At 73.2% G+C, this 13,695-nt stretch carries 12 protein-coding genes; 6 read left to right on the forward strand and 6 right to left on the reverse strand.

The window, feature by feature from the left end:
- Positions 1-68: 68 nt before the first annotated feature.
- Together SGLAU_RS27700 and SGLAU_RS27705 are read left to right on the forward strand one after the other, a co-directional pair.
- Positions 69-1,088 (forward strand): multicopper oxidase domain-containing protein, encoded by a 1,020-nt coding sequence (locus tag SGLAU_RS27700; protein WP_052413920.1) that lies wholly within the window; start codon positions 69-71, stop codon positions 1,086-1,088.
- A gap of 107 nt (positions 1,089-1,195) precedes the next feature.
- Positions 1,196-2,239, forward strand: coding sequence for a LacI family DNA-binding transcriptional regulator (locus SGLAU_RS27705; RefSeq protein WP_043505249.1), 1,044 nt, complete (start codon positions 1,196-1,198; stop codon positions 2,237-2,239).
- An 88-nt stretch (positions 2,240-2,327) separates the two neighbouring features.
- Here the strand turns inward: SGLAU_RS27705 and SGLAU_RS27710 are convergent, their stop codons facing one another.
- A complete protein-coding gene (locus tag SGLAU_RS27710) occupies positions 2,328-3,119 on the reverse strand; it encodes a VOC family protein (protein WP_043505250.1) in 792 nt (263 codons plus the stop codon).
- A 253-nt stretch (positions 3,120-3,372) separates the two neighbouring features.
- Here SGLAU_RS27710 and SGLAU_RS27715 point away from each other — a divergent pair, with 253 nt between their 5' ends.
- A complete protein-coding gene (locus tag SGLAU_RS27715; RefSeq protein WP_052413921.1) occupies positions 3,373-3,618 on the forward strand; it encodes a WhiB family transcriptional regulator in 246 nt (81 codons plus the stop codon).
- 509 nt (positions 3,619-4,127) lie between these two features.
- Here SGLAU_RS27715 and SGLAU_RS27720 read toward each other — a convergent pair.
- The 4 genes from SGLAU_RS27720 to SGLAU_RS27735 all read right to left on the reverse strand — a co-directional run bounded on the left by SGLAU_RS27720 (position 4,128) and on the right by SGLAU_RS27735 (position 10,176).
- Complete coding sequence (locus tag SGLAU_RS27720) at positions 4,128-5,102, reverse strand: acyl-ACP desaturase (protein ID WP_043505252.1); 975 nt, start codon at positions 5,100-5,102, stop codon at positions 4,128-4,130.
- 218 nt (positions 5,103-5,320) lie between these two features.
- Complete coding sequence (gene ddaH / locus SGLAU_RS27725) at positions 5,321-6,097, reverse strand: dimethylargininase (RefSeq protein ID WP_043505254.1); 777 nt, start codon at positions 6,095-6,097, stop codon at positions 5,321-5,323.
- Between the two features lie 187 nt (positions 6,098-6,284).
- Entirely contained in the window at positions 6,285-8,543 is a 2,259-nt protein-coding gene (locus SGLAU_RS27730; protein WP_043505255.1) for an ATP-binding cassette domain-containing protein, read from the reverse strand.
- Positions 8,544-8,553: 10 nt separating this feature from the next.
- Complete coding sequence (locus SGLAU_RS27735; protein WP_043505256.1) at positions 8,554-10,176, reverse strand: ABC-F family ATP-binding cassette domain-containing protein; 1,623 nt, start codon at positions 10,174-10,176, stop codon at positions 8,554-8,556.
- Positions 10,177-10,545: 369 nt separating this feature from the next.
- Between SGLAU_RS27735 and SGLAU_RS27740 the strand changes: the two genes are divergently transcribed.
- The gene (locus SGLAU_RS27740; RefSeq protein ID WP_043505258.1) at positions 10,546-11,382 is read left to right on the forward strand and encodes an isocitrate lyase/PEP mutase family protein; all 837 of its coding nucleotides are present in this window, start codon (positions 10,546-10,548) and stop codon (positions 11,380-11,382) included.
- On the opposite strand, the gene SGLAU_RS27745 is transcribed toward SGLAU_RS27740, so the two are convergent.
- Complete coding sequence (locus SGLAU_RS27745) at positions 11,379-11,795, reverse strand: SsgA family sporulation/cell division regulator (protein ID WP_043505259.1); 417 nt, start codon at positions 11,793-11,795, stop codon at positions 11,379-11,381. The two genes, SGLAU_RS27740 and SGLAU_RS27745, sit on opposite strands and share 4 nt — an antisense overlap.
- Before the next feature lie 412 nt (positions 11,796-12,207).
- Between SGLAU_RS27745 and SGLAU_RS27750 the strand changes: the two genes are divergently transcribed.
- Both SGLAU_RS27750 and SGLAU_RS27755 read left to right on the forward strand, forming a co-directional pair.
- Positions 12,208-13,260 carry a WD40/YVTN/BNR-like repeat-containing protein gene (locus tag SGLAU_RS27750; RefSeq protein ID WP_043505260.1) on the forward strand — a complete coding sequence of 351 codons (1,053 nt, stop codon included), beginning with the start codon at positions 12,208-12,210 and terminating at the stop codon, positions 13,258-13,260.
- 70 nt (positions 13,261-13,330) lie between these two features.
- Positions 13,331-13,654, forward strand: coding sequence for a hypothetical protein (locus SGLAU_RS27755; RefSeq protein WP_043505262.1), 324 nt, complete (start codon positions 13,331-13,333; stop codon positions 13,652-13,654).
- Positions 13,655-13,695: the final 41 nt, after the last annotated feature.

Here is a 13,695-nt window from a genome sequence, read left to right on the forward strand (position 1 = left end):
CTGGGTGTGGATAAACCCGGTGCGCCCCGCTACCGTCTCGACTCCCGTACCGGAGTGGGGAGTTCGGCATGGACAGACGTGGGTTCAACCGGCGGGTCCTCCTGGGCGGCGCGGCGGCCGCCGCGACATCGTTGTCCCTCGCGGCGGCGCCCGAGGCCAGCGGCGCCGGTGAAGCGGTGAGGACGGCCCCGGCCGGCGGGGAGGTGAAACGCGTCCGGCTGTACGCCGAGCGACTCGCCGACGGGCAGATGGGCTACGGACTCGAACGGGGCGAGGCGACGATCCCGGGACCGCTGATCGAGCTGAACGAGGGCGACACCCTGCACATCGACTTCGAGAACACCATGGACGTGCCCGTGAGCCTGCACGTCCACGGTCTCGACTACGAGATCTCCAGCGACGGCACCAGGCAGAACGGGAGCGACGTCGAACCCGGCGGCACCCGCACCTACACCTGGCGCACCCACGCCCCGGGCCGCCGCAAGGACGGCACCTGGCGGGCGGGCAGCGCCGGTTACTGGCACTACCACGACCACGTGGTCGGCACCGAACACGGCACCGGCGGCATCCGCAAGGGCCTGTACGGACCGGTGATCGTCCGGCGCAAGGGCGACATCCTGCCGGACCGGACCCACACCATCGTCTTCAACGACATGACCGTCAACAACCGGCCCCCGCACACCGGGCCGGACTTCGAGGCGACGGTCGGCGACCGGGTCGAGTTCGTGATGATCACGCACGGTGAGTACTACCACACCTTCCACCTGCACGGACATCGCTGGGCCGACAACCGCACCGGCATGCTGACCGGCCCCGACGACCCCAGCCAGGTCATCGACAACAAGATCGTCGGCCCGGCGGACTCCTTCGGGTTCCAGGTCGTCGCGGGGGAGGGCGTCGGAGCCGGCGCCTGGATGTACCACTGCCACGTGCAGAGCCACTCCGACATGGGGATGGTGGGGCTGTTCCTGGTACGGAAACCGGACGGCACGATCCCCGGGTACGAGCCGCACGACCCCCACGAGCCGCACGGCTCCGGCACCGTTCGCGGGTCAGGGCCGGCGACCGGACACGAGCACGGCCACTGACGGGCGCCGCGGGCCGGCCGGGCCCGCCCACCGGTGCCACGGGCCCCGCGCCCGGGCCGGACCCGCCTGGTTATCCTTTTCGGCAACCGCCGAGGAGGAGTCCCGAAGTGACCGAGGCAGCGTCGCGACCCACGCTGGAGGCCGTGGCCGCGCGGGCGGGCGTGTCCCGGGCCACCGTGTCGCGGGTGGTCAACGGCGGGGAGGGGGTCCGCGAGCCCCTCGTGGAGCGGGTCCGGCAGGCGGTGGAGGAACTCGGCTACGTCCCCAACCAGGCGGCCCGCAGCCTGGTGACCAGGCGGCACGACGCGGTCGCCGTCGTCATCGCCGAACCGGAGGACCGGGTCTTCGCCGACCCGTTCTTCGCGCGGCAGCTGCGGGGCATCAGCAAGGAACTGACCGCCCACGACAACCAGCTGGTGCTGCTGCTCACGGAGGGCCGCGACGACCACGCGCGCGTGGCCCGCTACCTGGCCGGCGGCCATGTCGACGGCGCGCTGGTGTTCTCCCTGCACCTCGACGACCCGCTGCCCGGCCTCATCCGGCACGCCGGGGTGCCGACGGTGTTCGGCGGGCGGCCCGGCTGGAGCGACGGCGCGGGACGGGCCGCCTACGTCGACAGCGACAACCGCGGCGGCGCCCGCGCGGCCGTACGCCACCTCGCGGACCTGGGCCGCACACGCATCGCGCACATCACCGGCCCGCTCGACCAGACCTCGGCGGCGGACCGCCTCGACGGCTACCGGGACGTGGTGGGCCACGCGGAGCCCCTGCTGGTCGTGGAGAGCGACTTCACACCGGGCGGCGGGGAGCGGGCCATGCGCGCGCTCCTGGACCGGGTTCCCGGCCTGGACGCCGTGTTCGCCGCCAACGACCTGACCGCCGCGGGTGCCCTGCGGGTGCTGCGGGAGCGCGGCCGGCGCGTCCCCGACGACGTCGCGGTGATCGGCTTCGACGACATGCTGCCCCTGGCGGAACAGACCGACCCGCCGCTGACGACCGTCCGTCAGGACATCGAGGAGATGGGCCGCTTGATGGCCCGCATGCTGCTGCACCGCCCCGGCCCCGGCGCGCCGGGCGGCGACGGCGCCGAAGCGGACGCCGCTGCCGGTGTCGTGCTGCCCACGACGCTGATCCGGCGGGCCTCCGCCTGACGGGCGCCCGTACCCGCGCGGGACCCGTCACGCCGCGCGGTACCCGGCGCGCCCGCGCGTCACCCGGCCGGGCGCCGCTCCGGCTCACTCACTCCCGCGGCGGTGCGCTCGTGATCACGGCGAAGCGGGCGCCGTACGGGTCGGCGAGCTTGGCGATGCGGCCGACGTCGGGCATGTCGGTGGCGGGCATGCGGACCGTGCCGCCCAGCCGCTCGGCCTCGGCGACGGTGGCGTCGGCGTCCTCGGCCTCGAAGTACGGCAGCCAGCAGGGGCCCGCGTCCGCCTCCGTCGGATCGTCGGCCAGCGGCACCATGCCGCCGAACATGGAGTCCTCGCCGCCGCCCGCGGGATTGACCGTGGTGTAGACGCCGCCGGGGAACGGGACGCCGAAGGTCTCCAGGCCCAGCACCGCGCGGTAGAACGCGGCGGCGGCCGGCAGGTCCGCCGTGTACAGCTCCACCCAGCACAGCGAGCCGGGCTCGCCCGCCACGTCGATGCCCGCGGTCCGGCCGGGCTGCCAGATGCCGAACGGCACGCCCGCCTTGTCGGAGAGGATCGCCATCCGGCCCTCGTCCCTCACCTCCATGGGCCGCAGCAGCACACCGCCGTGCGCCTGTTCGGCCGCCCGCGTGGTGGCCTCCGCGTCCGGGCTCCGGAAGTAGACCGTCCAGGAGGGCGGACCCTGTTCCGGGGCGGCCCGCATCCCGCCGGCCACCATACGGCCGTCGAGCTGGAAGAAGCCGTACCCGCCGGCCCCGGGCCCCGCCGACCGGAAGCGCCAGCCGAACAGACCGCCGTAGAACGAGGCGGCGCCCTCGATGTCGGGAGTGCCGACGTCGACCCAGTTCGGGGCGCCGTCGGCGAAACGGGTGGTGAGCATCTTCGCCCTCCTCGGAAGGGTCCCGTTGCCTGCTCTGCCGAGTCTGGCACCGCCCACCGGCAACCGCCGCCGGAACACCCACCGGTGGTCACTCGTGGTGACCGCCGTGGTTTTCGCCGGTTTCGGTGTCTGCGCGCGCCGCCGTGCGCCGGGCACCCCGCGCGGGGCATCATCGGGGCGGCCGGAGGCCCTGGAACGCCGCGTTGATCCGGCGTTGATCGAACGTTTTTCGCCGTCCGGCAGGCTCTCGGCCATGCAGCTCGAAACCATCACCCCGGCCACCCCCGTCTGGCAGGCGCAGGCCCTGTGCGCGCAGACCGGTGCGGACTTCTTCTTTCCCGAGCCCGGCAGCTCGGTGCGCGAGGCGAAGCGCATCTGCGGCATGTGCGAGATGCGGGCCGCCTGCCTCGAGTACGCCCTCACCCACGACGAGCGCTTCGGCGTCTGGGGCGGCCTGTCGGAGAAGGAACGCCTGCGGCTGCGCCGCACCTCGCACTGAAGCGGAACCGGGGGAGCCCGGGATCACCCGCTCGCCGTCCTCGGGCGCGGAACACCGCGGTGGGTGCTTGACGGACCGGACACGGACACGGGCGCGTACACGGACGCCGTCACGGACGGGGAGCCGATGGCCTTCCACCGGGTGGTGGCCAGGCGGTGTGCCCGGCCCGTCGACGACCCGTCCGGCTGCACACCGGACAGGCCGCCGCCTTCGCCCGCGACGGCCGGCTGCGCAGCAGCAAGCCACGCGGCACCTGAGTCCAGGCCGCCGACGCCACCGTGACGGCCGCCACCGGAACCGGGGTGGGCGACCGGTATGAGGACGCACCACTGGCCGCGCCGGGCACCGGCGACGTCTTCCACGGGCCGTAGGGCCGCCATGTCCGCGCGTCGCCCCGCCGCCGGGTCGGCCCCTTCCGCCACCGGCTGTGCCCGCACCGGGCCGCCTACAACACCGCACAGCGCGGCATGACCACGGCCGGCGCCGGCCGCCGTGCTCCCCGCGCGCGGTTACAGGGCCGCGCGGGCGGCCATCCGCGCCTTGCGGGCCGCCAGCTTCTCGTCGAACTTCGACGCCTCGGAGTCCAGGCCGTTCATGAACAGGCCCAGTTCCTCCTGCGCCTTGAGGCCCTCCGGGCCGAGCCCGTCGATCTCCAGGACCTTCAGGAAGCGCAGCACCGGCTGGAGCACGTCGTCGTGGTGGATGCGCAGGTTGTACACCTCGCCGATGGCCATCTGCGCGGCGGCCCGCTCGAACCCGGGGATGCCGTGCCCGGGCATGCGGAAGTTGACGACGACGTCGCGCACGGCCTGCATGGTGAGGTCGGGCGCCAGCTCGAAGGCCGCCTTGAGCAGGTTCCGGTAGAACACCATGTGCAGGTTCTCGTCGGTGGCGATCCGCGCCAGCATGCGGTCGCAGACCGGGTCGCCGGACTGGTGGCCGGTGTTGCGGTGGGAGATGCGGGTGGCGAGTTCCTGGAAGGCGACGTAGGCGATCGAGTGCAGCATCGAGTGCCGGTTGTCCGACTCGAAGCCCTCGCTCATGTGGGACATGCGGAACTGCTCCAGCTTGTCCGGGTCCACCGCGCGCGAGGTGAGCAGGTAGTCGCGCATGACGATGCCGTGCCGGCCCTCCTCGGCGGTCCAGCGGTGCACCCAGGTGCCCCAGGCGCCGTCCCGGCCGAACAGGCTGGCGATCTCGTGGTGGTAGCTGGGCAGGTTGTCCTCGGTCAGCAGGTTCACCACGAGGGCGATCCGGCCGATCTCGGTCACCTTGGACTGCTCCTTGTCCCAGGCCTCGCCGTCCTCGAAGAGGCCGGGGAAGTTGCGGCCGTCGGACCACGGCACGTACTCGTGCGGCATCCAGTCCTTGGCGACCTTCAGGTGACGGTTGAGTTCCTTCTCGACCACTTCCTCCAAGGCGTACAGCAGCCGTGCGTCGGTCCAGACGGAGGGACTGCCGAGGTGGGGAGAGGTCATCGTCACGGGTACTCCAGGGGGACGGGCTTTGAGACATACAGGTGCCCCGGCGGGCGGCGCCGGAACCTACGGGATCGTAGGCTACGAATCCGTAGGTTACGAAGCCGTCGCCTAAGGCCGCCGTAAAGAGCGCTGATCAGGGCCCTGCTCGCGGGTTGTTCCGGCAACCGGAAAAGCCCCGGGACGCGCAGGTCCCGGGCTGGACCGGTGAGCGGATCATCCGGTCAGGCGTACAGCTCGCGCAGCCGCACCGAGAGGCATGTCACACAGCCCTCCAGCTTCTCGAACTCGCCGATGTCGACGACCACCGGCTCGTAGCCGAGGTCGGCGAACAACTCGGCGGTCTTCGGGGCGCTGGCCGCCATCAGCAGCTTGTGACCGCCGAGCAGCACCACGTGGGACCCGGAGTCCTCCGGCACGTGCAGGAAACGCCCGAACAGCGACGGCGTGTCCATCAGCGGGATGCGCCCGATCACCGTCCCGTCCGGCAGCGCCGTGACCGCCGACTTCAGGTGCAGCACCTTGCTCACCGGGACGGACACCACCCGCGCGCCCAGGGGCTCGAAGGCGGCCCGCAACTGCTGCACGCCCGCCGCGTTGGTACGGCCGCCGCGGCCCACGTAGATGGTGTCGCCGATCTTCAGGACGTCGCCGCCGTCCAGGGTGCCGGGGTCCCAGATCCAGTTCACCGAGCAGCCGAGGCTCGCCACGGTCTCCTCGACCGCGATGGTCTCGGCGCGCCGGGACTGCGCGCCGGGCCGGGTGATCAGGGCGACGTTCTTGTACATCACCACGGTGTCCTCGACGAACACCGAGTCGGGACAGTCGTCGGCGGGGTCGACCTCGACGGTCTCCCAGCCGTGGGTGCGCAGCGCCTCCGCGTACGCCTCCCACTGCTTCACCGCGCGGTCGAGGTCGACCTCCGTACGTGCGACGTGCGTGACGAGGCCTTCGGCCAGGCGGGGGCTGGGACGGCGGATGAGGGCCTTCTTGCTGGGCACGAGGGTCTCCGTATCGGATGGGTGGTTCTGGGCGTGGCCGAAACCCGTCGGGTGCCGGCGCACATCATGCAGGCCCATTGTCGGACGGCCGGCCGGCCGGGCGCGGACGGGTGCCGCCCTCCCCACGGTCCGCGCCCCCGTCGTCTGCCGTCGCCGCCCCGCGCCCCATCGGCGCCTGCCCGCCGCCTCAGCGCGCCCCCGTGACCCGCCGCAGGTGCTCGCCGGTGAACGACCCCTCCGCCCGCAGCAGCTCGCCCGGGGTCCCCTCGAACACCACGCGGCCACCGTCCCGGCCACCGCCCGGGCCGAGGTCCACCACCCAGTCGGCGTGGGCCACCACGTCGAGGTTGTGCTCGACGACCACGACCGTGTTGCCCGCGTCGACCAGCCGGTCGAGCAGCGCCAGCAGTCCGTCGACGTCCGACATGTGCAGCCCGGTCGTCGGCTCGTCGAGGACGTAGACCGCCCCGGTGCGGTGCAGCCGGGTCGCCAGCTTGATCCGCTGGCGTTCGCCGCCGGAGAGCGTCGACAGCGGCTGACCGAGGGTCAGGTAGGTCAGGCCCACGTCGCGCAGGGCGCGCAGCCGCCGCCGTACGCCGGAGTCCGCGAAGAACTCCAGGGCCTGCTCGGCGGTCATCTCCAGCACGTCCGCGACGGAGTGGCCGCCCACGGTCAGCCGCAGCACCTCCTCCCGGAACCGCCGTCCTTCGCAGGTGTGACACGTGGTCGTCACCGGGTCCATGAAGGCGAGGTCCGTGTAGATCACCCCGCGGCCCCCGCAGGTGTCGCAGGCGCCCGCGGAGTTGAAGCTGAACAGGCCCGGGTCGGCGCCCGTCTCCCGTGCGAAGAGCCGCCGTACGGTGTCCATCACCCCCAGGTAGGTCGCGGGCGTCGACCGCGCGGAGATGCCGATGGACGACTGGTCGACGACCACGGCCTCCGGGTGCGCCTCGGTCAGCTCGGCGACCAGTGTGCTCTTCCCGGACCCGGCGACACCGGTCACCGCCGTGAGCACCCCGGCCGGGAACCGGACGGTGACGTCCCGCAGGTTGTGCCGGCCGGCGCCCTTGACCCACAGCTCGCCGGCCGCCTCGCGGACACGCGTCTTCACCGTCGTACGGCGTCCCAGGCACCGCCCGGTCAGCGTCCCGGACCCGGCCAGCTCGCGCGGGGTCCCCTCGAAGACGACCCGGCCCCCGTCGGCGCCCGCGCGGGGGCCCATGTCGACCACGTGGTCGGCGAGCGCGATGACGTCCGGGTCGTGCTCGACGACCAGCACCGTGTTGCCCTTGTCGCGCAGCCGCAGCAGCAGATCGCCGAGCCGGCCGACGTCGCGCGGGTGCAGCCCGACGCTGGGCTCGTCGAAGATGTACGTCATCCCGGTCAGGCTGGAGCCCAGGTGGCGCACGGTCTTCAGGCGCTGGCCCTCGCCCCCGGAGAGGGTGGCCGTCTCCCGGTCCAGACTGAGGTAGCCGAGCCCGATCGCCTCGATGCGCTCCAGTGCGGCGACCGCGGCCCGCGCGATCGGCCGGGCCACCGGATCGCGGATCCCCTCCAGCACCCCGATCAGGTCGCCGACCTGCATCCGGGCGCAGTCGGCGATGGACAGGCCGTCGATCCGGGTGGCGAGCGCGGCGGCGTTGAGCCGTGCCCCCGCGCACTGCGGGCAGGTGTCCTCGACCAGGAACCGCGCGACGAGGTCGCGGGTCTTCTGGCTGAGCGCGGACAGGTCCCGCTTCAGATAGAGCCGTTCGAACCGGTCGGCCAGGCCCTCGTAGTCGTGTGCCCAGGAGCCGCCACTGCCGTCGACGGTGACCTTCGTGCCGCGCCCGCGCAGCAGGAACTCCCGCTCGGCGGCGGTGAACTCGCCGACCGGCTTGTGGGCGTCCAGCTCCGCCGCGTTGGTGTACGTCTTCCCGTGCCAGGTGCCCACCGCGAACGGCGGGAACAGGATCGCGCCGTCCGCCAGGGACCTGGCCGGGTCGAGGATCCGGTCCCAGGCGGGCTGCACGGTCCGGCCCAGACCGTCGCAGCGCGGGCACATGCCCGACGGGTCGTTGAACGAGTACGCCGTGGCCGGTCCGGCGCTGGGGGTGCCGTGCCGGGAGAACAGCACCCGCAGCACCGAGTAGACGTCGGTCATGGTGCCGACCGTGGACCGCGAATGGCCCCCGACCGGCTTCTGGTCGACGACGATCGCGGGCGACAGGTCCTCCAGGGCGTCCGCGTGCGGCTGCTCGTACTTGGGCAGCCGGTTGCGCACGAACCACGTGAAGGTCTCGTTGAGCTGGCGCTGCGACTCGACCGCGATGGTGTCGAACACGATCGACGACTTCCCCGATCCCGAGACGCCGGTGAACACGGTCAGCCGGCCCTTCGGGATGCGGAGCGTGACGTCCTTGAGGTTGTTCTCCCGGGCTCCGACGATGCTGATGAACTCGCTCATGCCTCCGACGCTAGGAGGGATACCCGACAGCCTCTGGCGTGATTTCCGTGAGTTCTCCGTCCAGTCGCAGCCAGCGGGTGATTCCGAGGGACTCCAGGAACGGCAGGTCGTGGCTGGCCACGATCAGCGCCCCCTCGTACGACTCCAGGGCGGTGGTGAGCTGCCGCACGCTCGCCATGTCCAGGTTGTTCGTCGGCTCGTCCAGCATCAGCAGCTGCGGGGCCGGTTCCGCCAGCATCAGCGCGGCCAGCGCCGCCCGGAAGCGCTCGCCGCCGGACAGGGTGCCCGCCTTCTGGTCGGCTCGGGCACCCCGGAACAGGAACCGGGCCAGCCGCGCCCGGATCCGGTTGTTCGTGGCGTCCGGCGCGAACCGGGCCACGTTCTCGGCGACCGTCAGCTCACCGTCGAGGACGTCGAGGCGCTGCGGCAGGAACCGCAGCGGCACGTGCGCCGTCGCCTCCCCGGACACCGGCGCCAGTTCCCCGGCGATGGTGCGCAGCAGGGTGGTCTTGCCCGCCCCGTTGCGCCCGATCAGCGCGATCCGTTCCGGGCCGTGCAGGTCGTAACCGCCCGCCACGCGCGCGCCGTAGGCCAGTTCCAGGTCGCGCAGGGTGAGCACGGTCCGGCCCGCGGGCACGGCGGTGTGCGGCAGGTCGACGCGGATCTCGTCGTCGTCCCGTACGGCCTCCGCCGCCTCGTCGAGCCGTTCCCTGGCCTCGGCCAGCTTCTCCTCGTGCATGATGCGGTGCTTGCCGGCGGAGACCTGAGCCGCGCGCTTGCGCGCCCCCATGACGATCTTGGGTTCACGCTTGCTGTCCCACATCTTCTGGCCGTACCGCTTGCGGCGGGCCAGCTTCATGTGGGCGTCCGACAGCTCCCGCTTCTGCTTGCGCAGGTCCGCCTCGGCGACCCGCACCATGCGCTCGGCCGCCTCCTGTTCGGCGGCGAGCGCCTCCTCGTAGGCCGAGAAGTTGCCGCCGTACCAGGTGATCTCGCCGGAGCGCAGATCGGCGATCTGGTCGACGCGGTCGAGGAGTTCGCGGTCGTGGCTGACCACGACCATCACCCCCGGCCAGGACTCGACGGCCGTGTACAGCCGGCGGCGGGCGTACAGGTCGAGGTTGTTGGTCGGCTCGTCCAGCAGCAGGACGTCCGGCCGGTCGAGCAGCAGCGCGGCCAGCCGCAGCAGCACCGACTCGCCACCGGACACCTCGCCGATGGTGCGGTCGAGGCCGATGTGGCCGAGGCCGAGTTCGCCGAGGGTCGCCAGCGCCCGTTCCTCGACGTCCCAGTCGTCGCCGACCGTCTCGAAGTGCCGCTCGGACACGTCACCGGCCTCGATGGCGTGCAGGGCGGCGCGCCGGGCGGCGATGCCCAGTGCCTCGTCGACCCGCAGGGCGGTGTCCAGCGTGACGTTCTGCGGGAGGTAACCGACCCGGCCCGCGGCGCGCACGCTGCCGTCGGTGGGGGTCAGTTCCCCGGCGATCAGCTTCAACAGGGTGGATTTCCCCGACCCGTTGACGCCGACGAGCCCGGTGCGGCCGGGACCGAAGGAGGCGTCCAGGCCGTCGAAGACGGAGGTGCCGTCGGGCCAGGTGAAGGACAGGGAGGTACAGGTGAGGGAAGTATGCATACGGGCCTCGCGGTTGCTTGATGCGGTCAGGAGCAACGCGTGTCGAGACACCGGGGAGCGGCGACCGGGGGAGGGGTCCGCGAAGGCACGGGGAGAAAAGGAAAAAAACCCTGCACCGCAAGGACGGCTCGACGCCGAGGTCGCACGCGACGCACACACGGATCGTGTGTGACGTGGTGTCTCAGGACCTCAGAGGAGCAACGTCCTTCTCCAATCGGCGGCAACAGGAACGCCATACACCGTACGAGAGCGGCTGCGCAGTGTCAACGGTTTTCCCGCGCGCCCCGCCGCCCCTCCGCTGCGACCCCTTCACGATCACGTCGGATTCCTGCCGGACCGGCCTGCGCGCGGGCTGCTTGAGTGAGTGCCATGACCCACGACACCTCCCTGCGCGACCGCGCCCTCGTCTTCCGGTCCCTGCACGTCCCCGGCAGGCCGCTGGTCCTGCCCAACGCCTGGGACCGGGCCAGCGCCCGTCTCGTCGAGCAGGCCGGTGCCGCCGCCGTGGCCACCACCAGCGCCGGACTCGCCTGGGAGCTGGGCGCGCCCGACGGCGACCGCCTGGAGCGCGACCGGGCACTGACCGCCGTCGCGGCCGTCGCGAGCGCGGTCCGGGTGCCGGTGAGCGCCGACATCGAGAGCGGCTACGCGGCGGACGCGGCGGGCGTCGCCGGCACCGTCCGCGCGGTGCTCGCGGCAGGCGCCGTCGGGATCAACATCGAGGACGCGCTGCACGTGCCCGGCCGGGGCCCGCTGCGCCCGGTGGCCGAGCAGGCCGAGCGGATAGCCGCCGCCCGCGCGGCGGCGGACGAGGCTGGTGTGCCGCTGTTCGTCAACGCGCGCGTGGACACCTTCCTGTGCGGCGCGGGGGGAGTGGACGCCACGCTGGAGCGGGCCGCGGCCTTCCTCGCCGCGGGCGCCGACGGGATCTTCGTCCCCGGGGCCGTCGACCCGGGGACGGTGGAACTGCTCGCCGAGGGCGTCGACGGGCCGCTGAACGTGCTGGCCGGCCCCGGCGCGCCGTCCGTGGCGGAGCTGGCCGCGCTGGGCGTCGCGCGGGTGAGCGTGGGCGCCGCCCTGGCCCAGGCCGCGCACGCCCTGGTCCGCCGCGCCGCGCGGGAGCTGCTGGGCGCGGGGACCTACAACACGCTGGCCGACGGGCTCGGCTACGGCGAGCTGAACGCGCTGCTCGGGGGCACCCCCTAGCAGGCGTCCCGCATCAGCACCGCGAGATCGTGGTCCAGGTCCAGGTGCGCGTCCTCCAGGCCCTCGGGCACCAGCCGGTGCGTCGCCTCCAGGAAGCGGCGTATCTCGGCCGAGTGGACGTGCACCACGGCGGTGCCCTCGGGGGCGTGGAACTCCAGGACCGTGCGGTCGTAGCCGTACGGCCGCACGCGGACGTCTCCCTGGCCCTCGGGGCCCTCCTGGCCCGCGGCGAGGAGTTCGCGGGAGAACGTCCAGCAGACCTCCACGCCCTCCAGGGTGGCCTGGGCCGGGAAGGTCATCCGAACCGCGAACGGATCGCGCCGGTCGTAGTACAGCGTGGCCGGGATGCTCGGCATCCGCGGCGCGGCGGCGACGAGGCGGGCCTCGACGGGCTGCTCGATGACGGTGGACAACGCCTTGCTCCCTTGTGACGGCCGGACGGACTTCCGGGAATGAGGCCGGGCACTGGGTGAGACGTCGGAATCGGCCCGTCCGTGCATGCCCGTGCCGCGTGACCTCCGTCACCGTGTTCCTTCTCCGCCGCGATTCAGTCATATGGATGTGCCACGTGGGGTGACCTGCGGCTTTTGCCCGCATCCGATCCCGGGTGGCCGCCGAGACCGCCCCGCGCGGAGGCCCTCTGGACGGCGCCCGGCAGGTCCGCTAGCTTCGCCCGCCATGAGGCGCTGGGGGAGCACGGGAAACGGGACACCGACGGGACGAGCGGCAGGCGCCGGACGGCCGGCACCGGCGGGACGCGCGGGACGGGCCGGACGCGCGGGACGGGCCGGACGCGCGGGCAGGGCCGTCGCCGCCGTCGCCGCCGTGCTGGCGGTCGCCGCGCTGACGGCGGTCCCCGCGCGGGCCCACGTCCCGGCCCCGCACCCCACCCCCAGCCCCGCGGCCCCGCACTGGGCCCTGAAGGACACCGGCCCCACCGAGGCGCGCTTCCGTGGCCTGGCCGCCGTGAGCCGGGACGTGGCCTGGGTGTCCGGCACCGGCGGCACGGTCCTGCGCACCACCGACGGCGGGGCGGGCTGGCGCGACGTCTCCCCGCCCGGCACGGCCGGCCTGCAGTTCCGCGACATCGAGGCGTTCGACGCGCGCCGGGCCGTGGTGCTGGCCATCGGTGAGGGCGAGGCGTCGCGCGTCTACCGCACCGACGACGGCGGAGCGACCTGGACGGAGTCGTTCCGCAACACTGACTCGCGCGCCTTCTACGACTGCATGGCCTTCTTCGACCGCCGCCACGGACTGGCGATGAGCGACCCGGTGGACGGCAGGTTCCGCCTCCTGGCCACCCGCGACGGCGGCCGGTCCTGGCGGCTGCTGCCCGACGCGGGCATGCCGCCCGCCCTGGAGGGTGAGGCCGGGTTCGCCGCGAGCGGGCAGTGCCTGGTCACCGCCGGACCGCGGGACGTGTGGCTGGCCACCGGCGGAGCCGCACGCGCGCGCGTCCTGCACTCCGGGGACCGCGGGCTGACCTGGACGGCCACCGACACCCCGCTCCCGGCCGGCGACGCGGCCCGCGGCGTCTTCGCCCTCGCCTTCCGCGACCGCGCCCACGGTCTCGCCGTCGGCGGCGACTACCGCCCCGGCCAGAGCGCGCCCCGCGCGGCGGCGCACACCACCGACGGCGGCCGCCGCTGGCGGCCCGCCCCCACGCCTCCGTCCGCCTACCGGTCCGGCGTCGCCTGGCTCCCGCACCACCGCACCGCGGCCCTCGCCGTCGGCCCCACCGGCACCGACCTCACCACGGACGCCGGCCGGACCTGGCGCACGGTGGACAGCGGCTCGTACGACACCGTGGACTGCGCCCCTGACCGGGGCTGTTGGGCCGCCGGGGAGCAGGGCCGTGTGGCCCGCCTGGAGCACTGAACGCGCGGAGGGCCGTGCGCATCGGCAATGTGGGTACCCGTTCACAGATCGTGAAAGGAAGTGAGCGGACATGCCTCGCGGTTCGAGCCCCAAACGGGAGCGACAGTACGAGCACATCAAGGAGAGCGCCGAGAAGCGCGGCGAGAGCACCGGGCGGGCCAAGGAGATCGCGGCGCGCACGGTGAACAAGGAACGCGCCCGCTCCGGCGAGTCCAAGACCGCCAGCCGCACCTCCACGCAGGACATGTCGTCGTCCAAGCGGGGTGGCCAGCGCTCCGGCAAGGGCTCCCAGGCACCCACCTACGACCAGCTGTACCAGGAGGCCAAGAAGCGCAACATCCATGGCCGTTCGGACATGAACAAGCAGCAGTTGCAGCGCGCGCTCGGCAAGTGAGCCGCACCACCGGCCCACGCGGGCGGCGCGGCCCCGTACGC

It is taken from the genome of Streptomyces glaucescens (assembly GCF_000761215.1).
Classification (GTDB): domain Bacteria; phylum Actinomycetota; class Actinomycetes; order Streptomycetales; family Streptomycetaceae; genus Streptomyces; species Streptomyces glaucescens_B.

What these genes read in the sequence shown, in the direction of transcription:
- SGLAU_RS27755 (WP_043505262.1), top strand. Translation starts at nt 13,331, where the DNA reads ATGCCTCGCGGTTCGAGCCCCAAACGGGAGCGACAGTACGAGCACATC.
- SGLAU_RS27730 (WP_043505255.1), bottom strand. Translation starts at nt 8,543, where the DNA reads ATGAGCGAGTTCATCAGCATCGTCGGAGCCCGGGAGAACAACCTCAAG.
- SGLAU_RS27710 (WP_043505250.1), bottom strand. Translation starts at nt 3,119, where the DNA reads ATGCTCACCACCCGTTTCGCCGACGGCGCCCCGAACTGGGTCGACGTC.
- SGLAU_RS27735 (WP_043505256.1), bottom strand. Translation starts at nt 10,176, where the DNA reads ATGCATACTTCCCTCACCTGTACCTCCCTGTCCTTCACCTGGCCCGAC.
- SGLAU_RS27715 (WP_052413921.1), top strand. Translation starts at nt 3,373, where the DNA reads ATGCAGCTCGAAACCATCACCCCGGCCACCCCCGTCTGGCAGGCGCAG.
- SGLAU_RS27740 (WP_043505258.1), top strand. Translation starts at nt 10,546, where the DNA reads ATGACCCACGACACCTCCCTGCGCGACCGCGCCCTCGTCTTCCGGTCC.
- SGLAU_RS27700 (WP_052413920.1), top strand. Translation starts at nt 69, where the DNA reads ATGGACAGACGTGGGTTCAACCGGCGGGTCCTCCTGGGCGGCGCGGCG.